A 15412-nucleotide genomic window follows, 5' to 3' on the forward strand; every position below is an offset into this window, starting at 1 on the left:
GATGTGTATAAGAGACAGGGCCAAACACGATGCGCCACTGTCGGTGCGTGTGTCTGTGCAGCCCGCCGCCGGCGTCGGCCATGCGGGAAATAGGCTCCACCACCGCCTCCTCCACATGCTCACTGCCCGAAACACCCGCTGCTGCGACCTTCACGTCGCCGGGCGCGACTTCGCTCCGATACTACGCTTACAACGTACTGTTCGCTATACGTAGTAAACGTAGTAAGTGTGGCAATCGCCGAAGGAATGGTCGATCGGAAGCCACTATCCGGGGCGAACTCGCCGGCCGATCGCGTCACTGAGTGCATCAAGCTCGGTCAACACGTCGGCGGCAGCCCAGACGCGATTGCGCGCGCCAGTAGACAATATTTCAAGGATGCCCGCCTCCGTCAGCCGTCCGAGAGCCCGGTATGTGCTGGCATCTGTCGTTCCCGTGATCTGTTGGGCGGTATCGGCATTGAAGATCGGAACGTCCAAGAGGCTCTCGAGTAGAGTCTCGTCCGCAGAGCCGGACCGTGGGCGCGCCACTGACCGCCAGTGGTTGGGCAGTTCGGCGAGGCGAACTGCAGATTCTTCCGCAGCGCTGCTCGCATGTACGGTGGCTTCGGCGAGGTAGCCGACAAATTGATCGGCGTTACCGTGGCGGTAGTTGGTGAGCCGCCCGAAATAGTCGTCGGTATTGGCCAGCATGACCGAGGCCAGCGGCACCGTGACTCGTTGGGTGAGCCCCCGCCTGCGGAGGATGGCACTGATCAGCGCACGTCCGATGCGACCGTTGCCGTCGGTAAAAGGGTGGATCGATTCGAACTGGGCGTGGGCGATAGCGGCCTGCGCAACGATCGGCAGATCTGTGCGGTTGGCGAATATCAGCAGGTCCTCTACGAGAGAAAGCACTAACTCGTGCGGTGGTGGTACATAGAGCGCCCCGATCGGTGTGTGGTCGCTGCCACCGATCCAGTTCTGGACGTTGCGCAGCTGCCCGGGGCTGTCGGCGTAGGGGTCGGGTGCCATCAGTAGTCGATGGGTTTCCAGGACCGCTTCGAGAGTAAGAGGACCGGCGTCGGCCGCGTCAACAAGTTGCATCAACGCCCGAACGGCAGCGAGTTGGGATTCTGCCTCCGCGCCGGCATTTCCGCCTACGAAGGCCTTACCGAACGCACGCCATCCAGCGTCGATGTGCTCGATCTTGGATGACGCCACGGACTCGCTCCGGAGCAAGAAATCCGCTAAGGGTGCAAGATGCTGGCCGAATCCGGCTTCCAGGCGAGCGACGGCAACAAGGGCGGCCTCATGCGCGCGCGCCGCTGCACCCACCGGGTCATAGTCCAGGTCACCGATCATTGGAGGTAGCGCCACTTCGATCTGCTTGAGCATGCGATCGTCACGGTTACCCTGTCGCGTGCGAGGCGCCCACTCACGCTGCTCGACTTGATGCGCAGGCCAGCCCATAGCGAACCCTTCTCACGTAACTGATACCAAAACCATCATTATTATAGTTTTGCATCTCGAAAGTTAGCTATAAACGCCTCATGTGCCGCCCCGACACCGCAGCACTCGCGAATCTTCCCCGAAGGCGCTTACACCCCAATCCCCCCGACGAGCCCGCAGGCTAGGCGGACCAATCAGGCGATGCCCCTGCCGGCGGCGCAAGCCGAGTGAGTTCGGATTGCCGTGAGGGTCGTGGGTTTCCCAAGAACCACGACCCTCAGTGCAATATCAGCGCTACCGGAGCACTCCTCAGATCATCGCCCGCAACGCGGGCGCCGGTTCCACCCCCATGGCCGTCAGGGCACTGGAGTGATAGATGGTCCCCGGCGTCTGGATGGCGTGGCCCAGCCCGACGTGGGCGTCGCGCCAGAACCGCTGCAGTGGGTTGTTCCGGCGCGCGGCATTGCCCCCGGAGCGGGCGAAGATCGCGTCGGCGGCAGCAACGGCCCGCCAGGCGCAGCGAATCTGGTTGCGCCGCACCAGTGATCGGTCTTCGAAGCTGATCTCCTCACCGGCGTCGGCGAGGTCGTACATCCTGCTGATGCCGTCGAGCAACTGCACGCGTGAGGCGGCGATCTCCGCGGCGGCTTCGGAGATCGCGTAGAGCACATAGGGGTCGTCCTTGATCTTGGTGCCGGTGGCGGCCACCCGGTCGCGCTGATAGTCCAGATGCGCCGCCAATGCGCCCTCGGTGATTCCGATGAGCGCGGCGGTGATCCCGAGCGGGAACATCGCCCAGAACGGCAGTTTGTAGACCGTCTCATCTCGCCCGGCGGCCTCGGCGGCGCTCGCACCGGAGGCGACGTGCTCGAAGTCGATGGTGCGGTAGTCCGGGATGAAGGCGCCGTCGACGATGATGTCCTTGCTGCCGGTGCCCGACAGGCCGATGACGTCCCAGGAGTCCTCGACGATGGTGTAGTCGGCGCGCGGCAACACGACGTGTAAGACCTTGGGCGGCATGGTCTCCGCGACGCGCGCACCGAGGAAGATCCAGTCGCAGTGGTCGGTGCCCGAGGAGAAGTTCCACCGCCCGGTCAACCGATAACCACCCTCGACCGGGGTCGCGATACCTTGTGCGGCATACGGGGACGCGATCCAGGTATCGGGATCTTCGGCCCAGATCTCGGCTTGCAGCCGGCGGTCCATCAGCGCCATCTCCCAGGGGTGCACTCCCCCGACACCGCACACCCAACCGGTGGAGCCGCAGTGCTTGGCCACCGCCATGACCGCCTCGGCGAAGTCGCGCGGGTGGGCGGCGTAACCACCGAAGTCCGTCGGCTGCAGCATCCGCATCACGCCGGCTTCGCGAATCAGTGCCACCGACTGCTGCGAAAGCTTGCCGAGGCGTTCGCTCTCTTCGGCGGTGTCCGCCAGCTGGGTGGCGATCTTCTCGACGCGCTCGAGGACTTCGTGCGCCATAACCGGCACCTCCTGATCTGGCAGATCCCCCGACGGGATCCATTGGTGTCAGTACCGTACTCCCGATTTGTCCAAATGGTCAATCCATATGGTCAATCCATTTGTGCAACTGCTCCCGCCCTGGCTAACCTGCCTTCATGGGCAACCGTGAGGATCTGCTGGAAGGCGCCAAGCGCTGCCTCGTCGAACGAGGCTGGGCCAATACGACGGTGCGCGACATCGCCGCGGCGGCCGGTGTCAGCCATGCCGCCATCGGCTATCACTTCGGCAGCCGCGAACGCCTGCTGGTGCAGGCCCTGTTCGAAGAACTCGACGAACTCGACGCCCGGATGTCCCCCGAAGGGCAGCCGGCAGCCACGGCCGTGGAGCGATGGCAGGCGGTGCTGGACTCCTTCACCACCGACAAGGCACTGTGGACCTCGCACCTGGAAGCGATCGTGCAAGCCCAACGCAATGACGAACTGCGCGCGCGCCTGGCCGAAGGTCAACACCGTGCGCGTACCGAGATGGGCGGCTCAGTTGCCCTGGCAGTGGTGCTGGGCATGATGATCCAGTCACTGATCGACCCCGACAGCGCGCCGACGGCAGAGCAGGTGGTTGCCGAATTGCGCGCGCTGGCAACCGGTGGCGGGCATGCGGCGCAATAGCTTTCCCCAACAGACGGCGACCGGCGCCCATCCCCGCCTCAGCGGGCGGCTTTGAGCGCCTGTCGACCCCGATTCGTGCTGAGCGAGTCGTTGATCCGCTGGCAACTGTCGACCAGATTCACCATTTGCTCGTGCTTGAGCTGGTTGAGGTAGTGCACGCGGATGCCCTGCGCGTAGGTCTCCATCACCGCGTGCAGCCGGGTATGCCCCGCACTGGTGATCCGGGGCAGAATGCCGCGCGGGTCCCCTGGGCTCGGGCTGCGGGTGATCCAGCCATGGCCTTCCAACCGGCGGATCTGGGTAGACAACTGCCCCTGCGTGACACCCAGCTTCTCCGCCAAGACACACAGCCGGTGCTCCCGACGCCGAGGCCTGCTCAGCAGCTCCAGCAGAAGGACGTCACGTATCGAGAGGTCATGTGCGTTCTTGAGGCAAACATTCACCGCGTCAACGACGTTCAGTGAGCAAGCCAGAAACTGTTGCCAGCAGTGTTGCTCGATTCCATTGAGCCCAGGAAGCCAAGCTATTGCTTGCAGTTCATGCATCTCGTCCACGGCGCGCGATGCTATCGAAGGATGCGCCTCAGAAATGGATAACGCGTGTCAGTTCCGACAAGTCACCTGGATTCGCAGCGACACGAACGACACTCAGCAAAGACAATTTTGCGTGATGGCGCAGGTCAGCAGGACACTATGGACCGAAGAGAGAACCTCCGGGCCGGGCCAATTGGTTCAAACGGAAACTAATCAATTTCGCCCCGCCGGAAAATTGTCATTTCGATAGCCAAACAATTATTTCACCTGGGATTGGGGCGCCGCCTCCGAGCGACTACGAGTTCGTCGCGAGCGTCAGCTCCATCAATTTGAGCGCCTGCTCGCACGCGTCGATCCCGGGCGCCTGCGGGTTGACCCACCAGCCGACCACCCCGGCGGCGTCGCTGGCGACCCCGCAGGAGCCATTCGGGTCGGCCGGACGCATCACTATCGAGGGCACGCCCACGATGGTCTTGTTCTCGATCTGATACTTCAAGAACTCGGCGACCTTGCGTTCGTTGTCCAGGCTGCCCTGCTCGAACCAGAACCGGGTGATGTCGATCAGCCCGGCCGGGTTGGCCGCCTGCCAGCGGCAGATGGCGCCGACGAAGGTGCTCTGGATGTCGAGCGGGTCTGCTCCCACCGTCTTGGCCAAGATGTCGGTGGTCAGCACCTCGCACTCTTTGAGCAGGTTCGGGTACTGCCGCTCGGAGTTGTTGTTGCGCTTGGTGTCGCCCGCGCCGGCCTTGACGGCGGTGCCGCCCACCTCACGGGAGCAGCCCGTCAAGCTGGTCAACACTGCCAGCACCGCGACCGCACTGGCCAGAACCCGGCGGCTCATTTGGCGTTCGCAATCGACTGGCGGGTCAGCTCTTTGGCGACGTCGCACGGATCCGGGAACGGCTTCTGAGCGAAGCTCACCGACCACTCGATGAAGTCATCTTTGAATTGGATGCCGACCTCACACAGGTTGTCGCCCATCGTCGGGGCGGTGCCGATCGCGATGAAACCGCTGTGGCCGTCGATGTTGATGTCCTCCACGGATGTCCGCGACACCTCTTCGGTCTTGCGCTCGCGACCGATGGGGCTGCCGCGATACCAGGAGAAGGAGAAGTGCGGGCCCATGATCCCGCCGCGCAGCAGCCACTGGCAGCCCACCGAGTTCTGCGCGGTGCTGACCAACCCGGACACCCGGGTCAGGTTGGCCATCGTCTCGTCACTGATGCCACCGCACTGCGGGAACGACGGACCATGATTGCTCTGCTCGGCCGTCGGCGACGCAGACTGGCTGCCGCCCGCAGCTTCAGGCGAGTCGGAGTCAGAACATCCGCCGACCATCGGAATCAGAGCAGCGGCCGCCAGGGCCGGGACCGTCAGTTTGCGCCGCACACGATGCACTGTAGCGGCACCGCCGCCCGTCAACCACGACACAGCGGTGACCAGTCGGTTTGTGTCGCCGCGTAGCGTCACAGCAACGCCGCGACCGCACGGATGTGCGACAGTAACCCCATGCTTCTGGCGCTGCTGCGCTGCTACCTGCGGCCCTACCGCCGGCCGGTCGCGGCGGTGATGGCACTGCAACTGATCAGCACCCTGGCTTCGCTGTACCTGCCGACCGTCAATGCCACGATCATCGACGACGGCGTGGTCCGCGGGGACACCGCGATCATCATTCGGCTCGGCGCGGTGATGCTCGGCGTCACCGGCGTGCAGATGCTGTGCGCCATCGCCGCGGTCTACTTCGGCGCGCGCACCGGGACCGGCTTCGGACGCGATCTGCGCCGGGCGGTGTTCGCCCAGGTGATCCGGTTCTCCGAAAGCGAAACCACGAGGTTCGGGGCGCCAACCCTGTTGACCCGCACCACCAACGACGTCCGCCAGATCCAGCTGGTGGTGCAGCTGGGCGCCAGCACGCTGGTCACCGCGCCCATCATGTGCGTCGGCGGGGTGCTGATGGCGGTGCACCAGGACGCAGGACTGGCCTGGCTACTGGCGGTCAGTGTGCCGGTGTTGGCACTGACCAACTACCTGATCGTGTCGCGGATGCTGCCGCTGTTCCGCCGCATGCAGATGCTGATCGACAACATCAACCGAGTACTCCGCGACCAGCTCACCGGCATCCGGGTGATCCGCGCGTTCGCCCGTGAGCCTTTCGAAAAGGACCGGTTCGCCCAGGCCAACACGGCCCTGTCGGACGCCTCGCTGACCGTCGGGAACCTACAGGTACTGATGTTGCCGACCACCACGCTGATCATCAACGCCTCCAGCGTCGTACTGATCTGGTTCGGCGCGCTGCGCATCGACGCCGGTCAGATGCAGATCGGGTCGCTGATCGCGTTCCTGTCCTATTTCATGCAGATCCTGATGGCCGTGCTGATGGCCACCATGGTGCTCGCGATCCTGCCGCGCGCCGCGGTCTGCGCCGAGCGGATCACCGCGGTGCTGTCCACCGAGCCCACCATCAGCGCCCCGGCTCGGCCGGTGTCGCCGTCCTCGCCGACCGGCGAGGTCCGCCTGGACGGGGTCGGCTTCCGTTACCCCGGCGCCGACCGCTCGGTGCTGTCCGACGTGTCCCTGACCGCGCTGCCCGGCACCACCACCGCGGTGGTCGGCTCCACCGGATCCGGCAAGTCCACCCTGGTGTCGCTGATCTGCCGGCTGCGCGACGTGACCGACGGCGCGGTGCTCATCGACGGCGTGGACGTGCGCGACCGCGACCCCGAGGAGCTGTGGTCGGGCATCGGCTTGGTGCCGCAGCGCGGCTACCTGTTCTCCGGCACCGTCGCCGACAACCTGCGCTACGGGGCCCCGGCGGGGGCCACCGTCAGCGACGAGCAGATGTGGGAGGCCCTGCGGGTGGCCGCCGCCGACGATTTCGTGGCGGCCCACCCGGACGGGCTGGCGATGCCGGTGGCCCAGGGCGGGATCAACCTGTCCGGCGGGCAGCGGCAACGGCTCGCGATCGCCCGGGCGGTGATCCGGCGGCCCTCGATCTATCTGTTCGACGACGCGTTCTCGGCCCTGGACACCCGCACCGACGCCCGGGTGCGCGCCGCCCTGCGCGAGGTGGCCGCCGACGCGACGGTGATCATCGTGGCGCAGCGGATCTCCACCGTCACCCAGGCCGACCAGGTGCTCGTCCTCGACGACGGCCGGGTGGTCGGCAGTGGAACCCACCGCGAGCTGCTGGCCGACTGCCCGACTTACGCCGAGTTCGCCGAGTCCCAGTCGGTGACTGCCGGGGTCGGTGGCCTGTGACCGCGCCGGTGGCGGCTCCGACGGTGCGGGCCGCGAACTTCTGGCCGACCGCGCTGCGCCTGGCCCGCCGGATGGGCCCGCAGCGCCGGCTGGTCGCGGCGGTGTTCAGCCTGTCGCTGGGCGGTATCGCGCTCGGCGTGGCCGGGCCGCGCATCCTGGGACACGCCACCGATCTGGTGTTCAACGGCATCATCGGCCGCGGCCTGCAGGCGGGCATCACCAAGCAGCAGGCCGTCGAGGACGCCCGGGCCGCCGGCCACGGCACCTACGCCGAGATGCTGTCGCGGATGGACGTGATCCCGGGCTCCGGCGTCGACTTCGCCGCGGTGGCGCGCACGTTGGCGCTGGCGATGGGCATGTATCTGATTGCGGCGCTGATGGTCTGGACCCAGGCTCGGTTGCTCAACGTGATCCTGCAGCGCACCATGCGGGCGCTGCGCCGCGATGTCGCGGACAAGCTGCATCGACTGCCCCTGCGGTATTTCGACACTCAACGGCGCGGCGAGCTGTTGAGCCGAGTCACCAACGATGTGGACAACACCGCGACATCGGTGTCGATGACGGTCAGTCAACTGTTCTCCTCGGTGCTGACCGTGCTGGTGGTGCTGGCGATGATGCTGTCCATCTCGCCGCTGCTGGCCGTGATCACCGTGGCCGGAGTCCCGGTGACATTGCTGGCGGTACGGTCGATCACCCGGCGCTCGCAACGACTGTTCGCCGCGCAGTGGGCGGCCACCGGGCGACTCAATGCCCACCTGGAAGAGACCTACAGCGGTTTCACGCTGGTGCGGACGTTCGGGCACCGAGGCTGGGCGCAGCAACAGTTCGACGAGTGCAACGACGAGTTGTACCGGGCCGGGTTCGGTGCCCAGTTCTTCTCCGGGCTGATCGCGCCGGCAACCGGACTGATCGCCAACCTCGGTTACGTCGCGGTCGCGGTGATCGGCGGATTCCAGGTGGCTACCGGACAGATCACGCTGGGCAGCGTCCAGGCGTTCATCGCCTACGTGCGCCAGTTCAATCAACCGCTGGGCAATCTGGCGTCGATGTTCAACGCCTTACAGTCCGGTGCCGCGAGCGCCGAGCGGGTGTTTGCGTTCCTCGACGAACCCGAAGAGCCTCCGGCTCCGCCGGCGCCGCTGTGGGGTGACCTTGGCGGCCCGCGCGGCCGCGTCGAGTTCCGCGACGTCAGCTTCGGCTACCGGCCCGGCGTGCCGGTGATCGAGGACCTGTCGCTTAGCGTGGCGGCGGGCAGCACGGTGGCCATCGTGGGCCCGACCGGGGCCGGCAAGACCACCCTGGTCAACCTGCTGATGCGCTTCTACGACGTGGACCGCGGGCAGATCCTGATCGACGGCACCGACATCACCGGCGTGGACCGCTGCGCGCTGCGTTCCTCGATCGGGATGGTGCTGCAGGACACCTGGCTGTTCACCGGGACCATCGCCGAGAACATCGGCTACGGCCGGCCTGATGCCACCGAGGACGAGATCGTCGAGGCGGCCCGCGCCGCGCACGTCGACGCCTTCGTGCGAACCCTGCCGGACGGCTACGGCACCCGGGTCAACGACGACGGCGGGGCCATCAGCGCCGGCGAGAAACAGCTGATCACGATCGCCCGGGCGTTTCTGGCCCAGCCGCAGCTGCTCGTCCTCGACGAGGCGACCAGTTCGGTGGACACCCGCACCGAACTGCTGATTCAGCGGGCGATGCGGGAGTTGCGCCGGGGCCGCACCAGTTTCATTATCGCCCACCGGCTTTCGACGATCCGTGACGCGGACCTGATCCTGGTGATGCAGGCCGGCCGGATCGTCGAGCAGGGCACTCACGCCGAATTGCTGGCCCGCCGCGGGGCCTACTGGGCGATGGCCGAGGGCAGCTGAAATCGGCTGGAAGTTCAGCCGAGATCAACCATTGCCCACCGGTGGCCGTCGGCGTAGATTCGACTGCGAAGCAGGCTCGGACATGACCGTAATCCGAAGAGCTGGACAAGAGGGTGAAAGCCAGCCGCGCTGGAAGTGTAGACGCTCCCCTGTCAGTCCGAGCCTGCCCTAATTTTCCGGTGGCGGCCCAATCCGGAGCCGGTCGGGGCTGAACCCCGAACCATGGGGGCGATTACATCCCGAACCAGTCGAAATCCGAACCATAGGGATAGTTGCCCGCCTTTGAGCGACAAAACGCAACGCGCTCGTCCACGCACCCCAGTTGTCGCTCAAAGGCGGGCAACTCTCCTAATCCCCCAGGCGCCGCCAGACCGCGGGGGTCGCCGATCAGAGCTTCAGGTGCAGCACATCGGCCAGTGGCCGCCGCGGTGTCGGCACCGGCGGCTTCTCCAGCGCCGGCGTACCACCGACTCGAACCAGCACCTGGGGAAGGTCGTCGCCCCCGACCAGTCCGGCCAGCAGCGCCCGGCCGGCGGGCACCTCGGTCAGATGCGTTACCGGACAGGTCGCCAGGCCAGCCATGGTGCATTCCAGCAACACTGACGAGAGCGCCTCGCCGCAGGCCAGTGCATCGCCCGGCTCGTCGCTGGCGGTCGACAGCAGCACGATCTTCGAATGGTCGTCGCCGACCTCGACGCGTCGTTCCCGGTTGTGCGTGACCGGGAAGGTCCGCCCGATGTCCACCCGGTCGCTTTCGGCGGCCGAGATCAGTGCGCTCTCGGGAATCCCGTCAGAGACTTCGAATGGTGCTGTCCACCAGCCGAGTTCAGCGTGATACGACGAGTCGTACAAGCGCAGCGCCTCGGTGAGCTGGGAAGCCTCGGCAAGTCTGGAGCGCAGCTCGTCGGCGAGGACGCTCAGCTGCACCGGGTCGGTCACCGTGTCGTACAGCACCGTCTCGAAGGGCTCCCAGTTGCTCGGTGCCATGAATGGAAGTCGATCGGTGTGGCGCGTCAGGATCGCGCCGGCGCGATAGCGGTCCAGATCCGTGACCCGTTCTGCGGCGGTGAATCCGATCGAGGCCAAGTGCTCCGGCTGCGCGGCATCAGGGAACCGCTCGATCTCGGCGGTCCAGCCGGCCGCGGCCATCGCGACCCGCAGGTGATCCAGGACGGCGCCACAACTGATCAACGCTTCCCGCGCCGACTGGTCGCCATGCACACCGCGAGTCGGATCCAGATACAGGTGCAGCCGGCTTCCGTCGGCCACCCATCGCCATGGCTGGCTGTTGTGCAACGACGGCGCCCGGCAGGCCAACCGCACCGCTTCGGTGAAGACCTCGTAATCCACGGTCATGTCCAGCATCAGCCACCTCCAGCGGGTCTGTCGCCTTCAGCCTCCCAGCCGGCTCCCAGGAGCAACAGGGGCCGTTGGTCACCGGCCAGTCGGCGTCGGACCCCGAATCAGTCACCGGCGCGGTGGCGGACGCGGAACAGAGTCACTTCACTCTTGATGCCCTTGAGGTGACGTCCGCCGGCGAACGACCATTGGAAGTCCGCAGATTCGGCCAACGCCTCTCGCACCGACTCAGCGACCAGCACCGTGCCCGGTCGGGCGACCCCGGTAATTCGGCTCGCGGTGTTGACCGGGCTGCCGAACCAGTCCCCGACCCGGCTCACCGCCTCCCCGGAGGCGACGCCGGCACGCAGCCGGGGCAGGGTGTCGTCGGCCTGGGCCGCTTCGACCAGCCTCAGCACCGCATCGACCAGCGGCGCCGGCTCCGGGCAGACGAACATCACCGCGTCGCCGATGGTCTTGATGAATCGCACCGGCGGAACGGAGATCTCGCGGCCCAGTACGGTCAGGCGCTCGGCGAGCTGCACCAGCTCCTCGGGCGGCACCATCTCCCCGAGCCGGGTGAAGCCGACCAGGTCGGCGAACGCGACGGTGATCTGACGCGCTCCCGGCAGCGGTGCGCCCGCCAAGCGCTCGCCGGCGGTGACGGCGTCGATGTCGAGCTGATGACGTAGCTGCATCATCAGCATGTCCTGCACGAACGGACCCAACATGGGTGCCAGCCCGGCCACCAGATCCCGCGACCGCTGGGCGATCTGCAGCTCGGTGACACCCGGTTCGCCGATCGCAGACAACACCGTGAAGCGCATGAATTCCGCGGTGTGCGCCAGCCCGTCGGCCAACAGCCGAGCGGTCTGCAGAGCATGCTCGGCGTCGATGCCGGCGTCGATGAAGCGGCGCGCGTGCATGGCGATGCTGGCGTCGGCGCGCATCTGCGCCGGGGCGTCCGGATCGTCCATCCAGGGCAGCCCGACCGCACGCAGCAGCCGCTGCAACTGTTCGAGGCCGACCCCGGTGGATTCACTGATCTCGCGCGCCGAGACATAGCTGCCGTCGTCGCCGACCAGCCGCCGCGACGCCAGCAGCATCGGCGAGACATTCCCGCGGATCTCCTCGGCAGTGATGCCCTGTCCCAGCAGCCATTCGATCAGTTCGGCTCGCTCGGCACGCGCAGTGCCCTCCAGCCCGGCCAGCAAGTCCTCGATCTCGGCGTCCCCCACACCGCCAAACGTATCTCGCGGCAGACTGACGAGGTGGCTGAAGTCTTCGATGCGCTGACCCCCGAACAACTCCGTGCCCGCAACACCATCAAGTGGAATCACTTCGCCCCCGACGTGCTGGCGCTGTGGATCGCCGAGATGGACTTCCCCACCGCACCCGAGGTGCTCGACGGGGTGCGCGCCTGCGTGGCCAACGAGGAGTTCGGCTATCCCGCGCTGAGCTCCGCTACGTTGCCGGTGGCGCTCACGCAGTGGTGCGAACGGCGCTACGGCTGGCTTATCCAGCCCGAGTGGGTGCGGGTGGTGCCCGACGTCCTCAAGGGCATGGAGGTGGTGATCGAGTTCCTCACCCGCCCGGAGAGCCCGGTGGTACTGCCGGTGCCGGCTTACATGCCGTTCTTCGACCTGTTGACCGTGACCGGACGTCAGCGCGTGGAAATCCCGATGACGCAGCAGGACTCGGGTCGCTACCTGATGGACCTGGATGCGCTGGACGCCGCATTCGCCGCCGGCGCCGGATCGCTGATCTTGTGCAACCCGAACAACCCGCTGGGCACCGCATTCACCGCCGAAGAGCTCAGTGCGATCGTGGACATCGCCGCACGCCACGGCGCCCGGGTGATCGCCGACGAGATCCACGCCCCGCTGGTCTACGACCGGCCCCACGTCGCGGCCGCCTCGGTATCGCCCGCCGCCGCCGACACTGTCATCACACTGATGTCGGCCTCCAAAGGCTGGAACCTGCCCGGGCTGATGTGCGCCCAGGTGATCCTGTCCAATCCGCGCGACGCCGCCGACTGGCGCCGGATCAACATGCTGCACACCATGGGCGCCGCCACCGTCGGCATCAGCGCCAACCTTGCCGCCTACACCCGCGGCGGGCCGTGGCTGGACTCCCTGCTGACCTACCTGCGGGCCAACCGCGACCACCTCAGCCGAGCGCTGCCCGCGGCGCTGCCGGGCCTGCGGGTCAGCCATCCCGAGGCCACCTACTTGGCGTGGCTGGATTTCCGGGCGCTGGGCCTGCCCGTCGAACCGGCCGAGATCCTGCTGGCCGACGCACGGGTGGCGCTGAGTCCGGGCATCCCGTTCGGCGGTGGGCGGGGCTTCGCGCGGCTGAACTTCGCGACCCCCCGGGCCATCTTGGACCGGGCGATCGAAGCGATGGCCGGTGCACTGCAGTGACAGCTGCCGCTAACCTGGCGGGCATGTCCTGCGTGTTCTGCGCCGTAGTCGCCGGTGCCGCGCCGGCGGTACGGATTTTCGAAGACGACGAGTACCTGGCGTTTCTCGACATCCGGCCGTTCACCCGCGGCCACACCCTGGTGATCCCCAAACAGCACTTCGTGGATTTGACCGACACCCCGGCGGCCACCCTGGCCGGCATGCTTACCGTGGGGCAGCGGATCGCCCAGGCCGCCCGCGCCTCCGGGCTGCACGCCGACGGCAACAACCTGGTGATCAACGACGGCCGGGCAGCCTTTCAGAGCGTGTTCCACATTCACCTGCACGTGGTCCCGCGCCGAGACGGTGACCGGCTGTCCTTCGCCAAAGGACTGCTGGTGCGCCGCGATCCGGACCGCGAAGGCACCGGGAGGATCTTGCGGACCGCACTGGCGAGCAGCGGCACCACCCAGTCAGACTGAACCGATGGATCATCTCCCGTGGATTGAAAAAGTGGGCGTCCGAGCGCTCACCCTGCACAACCTGATCTACCAATGGACCGACGGCCGGATCGGCCACAAGATCCCGGGTCTGCCGCCCAACCTGTTGCTGCACACCGTCGGCGCGAAAACCGGCAAGGCCCGCACCTCGACACTGAGCTATGCCCGCGACGGCGACGATTATCTGATCGTGGCGTCGATGGGCGGCGCGCCCCGCTCCCCCGGCTGGTACCACAACCTCAAAGCCAACCCTGAGCTAGAGATCAACGTCGGGCCCAACCGCCTGCGGGCCACCGCGCAGCCGGTGCTGCCGGATGACCCGGACTACGCCCGGCTGTGGCGAATCGTCAACGCCAACAACGCCAATCGCTACGACGGCTACCAGCGCCGCACCACCCGGCCGATCCCGGTGGTGAAGCTCACGCCAGCGCCCTGACTTAACAAGCACTATTTCTTTGAGCAGTTCGCTGTTCTGCTTTGCTCAGGTATCACTCAGCTAGTACTTTGGGGCGATGAACCGTCAGGCTGGGCCGGGCACGTCGAAGTCAGCACGCCGGCGCCTGGCGGGAGCCGGAGCGGCGGTCGGCACTTTCCTCGCCGTCGGGCTGACGCCCGCGACCCCGTCGGCACACGCCGACGGCTTGGACTTCGACTGGCTGATCGACATGTTCACGCCGGTCGCCGGGGTGGCCGCAGAGACCCCCATCGACTCCGCGGCGTGGTTTGATCAGCTCTTCTACGACCCGCTGCACACGTCGATGCAGAACTGGATCAACAGTGACTTCGGATCGATGGTCAACGGCTGGATCAATACCGCGGCCGGGCAGTTTCTGATCGGTGACGGTGCTGATGGCACCGAACTGAACCCCAACGGCGGTTCCGGCGGCCTGTGGTTCGGCGACGGCGGAGACGGCTTCGACCAGAGCGCCGCCGGAGTGGCCGGCGGCAACGGCGGAGCGGCCGGCATGTTCGGCGACGGCGGGGCCGGCGGTGACGGCGGGGCCGGCGCGGCAGGCGGCGTCGGCGGCACCGGCGGGTGGCTCATGGGCAACGGCGGTGTCGGCGGCGCCGGCGGAATCGGTATCGACGGGCAGGCCGCTGGTGTCGGCGGCGCGGGCGGCGACGCCCTCGCCTGGCTGTTCGGCAACGGCGGCGCCGGCGGAATAGGCGGAACCGGGACCGCCGGTGCTGCGGGTGCAGCGGGCTTCACCGGGGGCAACGGCGCGCAGGGCGGAAACGGCGGCGCCGGCGGGGCGAGCCTGGCCCAGTACGGCGACGGCGGCCGTGGTGGGGCCGGCGGCAACGGCGGAGGGGGCGGTGCCGGCGGAGCCGGCGTTGACGGGATCGACGCGATCATCGCGGGCGGGACCGGCGGCAACGGCGGCGACGGCATGCAGGGCGGTTACGGCGGGGTGGGCGGCAATGGCGGCGCCGGCGGCGACTCGGCCCACGGGCTTGCGGGCCTGCAGGGTGCCGGCGGCAACGGCGGCAACGGCGGTTCCGGCGGGGCCGCCGGCGACGGCGGAGCCGGCGGCCACGGCGATGCGAGTAACCCCGACGGGGGACGCGGCGGCAATGGCGGCGCTTTCGGCGCCGGAGGATTCGGCGGTGACGGCGGGGCGGGCTCGGTCCAAGGACTGCACGGCGCCACCGGTACACCATCGGACTACGCCGGCAACGGCGGTGCGGGCGGCAACGGCTACAACGCGGCTGCCGACCCCAACGCCGCCCCCGGCACCAACGGCGGCAACGGCGGCGGCGGCGGCACCGGCAGCCTGCACGGCAACGGCGGAGCCGGCGGATCGGGCGGCGACGGCGCGAATGGGGCCAACGGGGGGCTCGGGATCGCCGGCGGGGCCGGCGGTCGCGGCGGCAACGGGGGCGCCGGCGGCGCCTCGCTCGGCGACGGCCACGGCGGCGCGGGCGGCACCGGCGGCAACGCCG

Annotated in this window: 14 protein-coding genes; 7 read left to right on the forward strand and 7 right to left on the reverse strand. The window is 67.5% G+C overall.

Annotated elements, in window-relative coordinates:
• Positions 1 to 264 precede the first annotated feature (264 nt).
• Positions 265 to 1449 carry a Fic family protein gene (locus LI94_RS15750; protein ID WP_046301766.1) on the reverse strand — a complete coding sequence of 395 codons (1185 nt, stop codon included), beginning with the start codon at positions 1447 to 1449 and terminating at the stop codon, positions 265 to 267.
• Between the two features lie 288 nt (positions 1450 to 1737).
• Complete coding sequence (locus LI94_RS15755) at positions 1738 to 2907, reverse strand: acyl-CoA dehydrogenase family protein (RefSeq protein ID WP_046301767.1); 1170 nt, start codon at positions 2905 to 2907, stop codon at positions 1738 to 1740.
• Positions 2908 to 3044: 137 nt separating this feature from the next.
• Between LI94_RS15755 and LI94_RS15760 the strand changes: the two genes are divergently transcribed.
• Positions 3045 to 3554, forward strand: coding sequence for a TetR family transcriptional regulator (locus tag LI94_RS15760; RefSeq protein ID WP_024442299.1), 510 nt, complete (start codon positions 3045 to 3047; stop codon positions 3552 to 3554).
• 38 nt (positions 3555 to 3592) lie between these two features.
• On the opposite strand, the gene LI94_RS15765 is transcribed toward LI94_RS15760, so the two are convergent.
• The 3 genes from LI94_RS15765 to LI94_RS15775 all read right to left on the reverse strand — a co-directional run bounded on the left by LI94_RS15765 (position 3593) and on the right by LI94_RS15775 (position 5425).
• Complete coding sequence (locus tag LI94_RS15765) at positions 3593 to 4099, reverse strand: MarR family transcriptional regulator (RefSeq protein WP_046301772.1); 507 nt, start codon at positions 4097 to 4099, stop codon at positions 3593 to 3595.
• Between the two features lie 283 nt (positions 4100 to 4382).
• Positions 4383 to 4928 carry a DUF3558 domain-containing protein gene (locus tag LI94_RS15770; RefSeq protein ID WP_024442297.1) on the reverse strand — a complete coding sequence of 182 codons (546 nt, stop codon included), beginning with the start codon at positions 4926 to 4928 and terminating at the stop codon, positions 4383 to 4385.
• Positions 4925 to 5425: a DUF3558 domain-containing protein gene (locus LI94_RS15775; RefSeq protein WP_051190248.1), complete on the reverse strand. Its 501-nt coding sequence runs from the start codon at positions 5423 to 5425 to the stop codon at positions 4925 to 4927. Before LI94_RS15775 ends, LI94_RS15770 begins: the two co-directional genes overlap by 4 nt.
• A gap of 171 nt (positions 5426 to 5596) precedes the next feature.
• Here LI94_RS15775 and LI94_RS15780 point away from each other — a divergent pair, with 171 nt between their 5' ends.
• Positions 5597 to 7345 (forward strand): ABC transporter ATP-binding protein, encoded by a 1749-nt coding sequence (locus LI94_RS15780; RefSeq protein WP_046301773.1) that lies wholly within the window; start codon positions 5597 to 5599, stop codon positions 7343 to 7345.
• Positions 7342 to 9228 carry an ABC transporter ATP-binding protein gene (locus tag LI94_RS15785; protein ID WP_046301769.1) on the forward strand — a complete coding sequence of 629 codons (1887 nt, stop codon included), beginning with the start codon at positions 7342 to 7344 and terminating at the stop codon, positions 9226 to 9228. The genes LI94_RS15780 and LI94_RS15785 overlap by 4 nt, the downstream gene beginning before the upstream one ends.
• Positions 9229 to 9615: 387 nt before the next feature.
• Here the strand turns inward: LI94_RS15785 and LI94_RS15790 are convergent, their stop codons facing one another.
• Together LI94_RS15790 and LI94_RS15795 are read right to left on the reverse strand one after the other, a co-directional pair.
• Positions 9616 to 10593: an NAD(P)H nitroreductase gene (locus tag LI94_RS15790; protein ID WP_046301770.1), complete on the reverse strand. Its 978-nt coding sequence runs from the start codon at positions 10591 to 10593 to the stop codon at positions 9616 to 9618.
• Positions 10594 to 10691: 98 nt separating this feature from the next.
• Positions 10692 to 11804: an adenylate/guanylate cyclase domain-containing protein gene (locus tag LI94_RS15795; protein WP_082105781.1), complete on the reverse strand. Its 1113-nt coding sequence runs from the start codon at positions 11802 to 11804 to the stop codon at positions 10692 to 10694.
• 33 nt (positions 11805 to 11837) lie between these two features.
• On the opposite strand from LI94_RS15795, the gene LI94_RS15800 reads away from it, so the two are divergent.
• From LI94_RS15800 to LI94_RS24970, 4 genes are all read left to right on the forward strand, one after another.
• Positions 11838 to 12989 (forward strand): MalY/PatB family protein, encoded by a 1152-nt coding sequence (locus tag LI94_RS15800; protein WP_046301775.1) that lies wholly within the window; start codon positions 11838 to 11840, stop codon positions 12987 to 12989.
• 23 nt (positions 12990 to 13012) lie between these two features.
• Complete coding sequence (locus tag LI94_RS15805; RefSeq protein ID WP_046301776.1) at positions 13013 to 13450, forward strand: HIT family protein; 438 nt, start codon at positions 13013 to 13015, stop codon at positions 13448 to 13450.
• A gap of 4 nt (positions 13451 to 13454) precedes the next feature.
• Entirely contained in the window at positions 13455 to 13904 is a 450-nt protein-coding gene (locus LI94_RS15810) for a nitroreductase family deazaflavin-dependent oxidoreductase (RefSeq protein WP_024442289.1), read from the forward strand.
• Between the two features lie 76 nt (positions 13905 to 13980).
• A partial coding sequence (locus LI94_RS24970) for a PGRS repeat-containing protein (protein WP_046301771.1) occupies positions 13981 to 15412 on the forward strand: 1432 nt, incomplete at its 3' end.

This window comes from Mycobacterium sp. UM_Kg27 (genome assembly GCF_000972905.1).
Lineage (GTDB): Bacteria > Actinomycetota > Actinomycetes > Mycobacteriales > Mycobacteriaceae > Mycobacterium.

Excerpts from the sequence above, each read along its gene's own strand:
- LI94_RS15790 (WP_046301770.1), bottom strand. The coding sequence starts at position 10,593 with ATGCTGGACATGACCGTGGATTACGAGGTCTTCACCGAAGCGGTGCGG.
- LI94_RS15755 (WP_046301767.1), bottom strand. The coding sequence starts at position 2,907 with ATGGCGCACGAAGTCCTCGAGCGCGTCGAGAAGATCGCCACCCAGCTG.
- LI94_RS15805 (WP_046301776.1), top strand. The coding sequence starts at position 13,013 with ATGTCCTGCGTGTTCTGCGCCGTAGTCGCCGGTGCCGCGCCGGCGGTA.
- LI94_RS15760 (WP_024442299.1), top strand. The coding sequence starts at position 3,045 with ATGGGCAACCGTGAGGATCTGCTGGAAGGCGCCAAGCGCTGCCTCGTC.
- LI94_RS15750 (WP_046301766.1), bottom strand. The coding sequence starts at position 1,449 with ATGGGCTGGCCTGCGCATCAAGTCGAGCAGCGTGAGTGGGCGCCTCGC.
- LI94_RS15775 (WP_051190248.1), bottom strand. The coding sequence starts at position 5,425 with ATGGTCGGCGGATGTTCTGACTCCGACTCGCCTGAAGCTGCGGGCGGC.
- LI94_RS15765 (WP_046301772.1), bottom strand. The coding sequence starts at position 4,099 with ATGCATGAACTGCAAGCAATAGCTTGGCTTCCTGGGCTCAATGGAATC.
- LI94_RS15770 (WP_024442297.1), bottom strand. The coding sequence starts at position 4,928 with ATGAGCCGCCGGGTTCTGGCCAGTGCGGTCGCGGTGCTGGCAGTGTTG.
- LI94_RS15810 (WP_024442289.1), top strand. The coding sequence starts at position 13,455 with ATGGATCATCTCCCGTGGATTGAAAAAGTGGGCGTCCGAGCGCTCACC.
- LI94_RS15780 (WP_046301773.1), top strand. The coding sequence starts at position 5,597 with ATGCTTCTGGCGCTGCTGCGCTGCTACCTGCGGCCCTACCGCCGGCCG.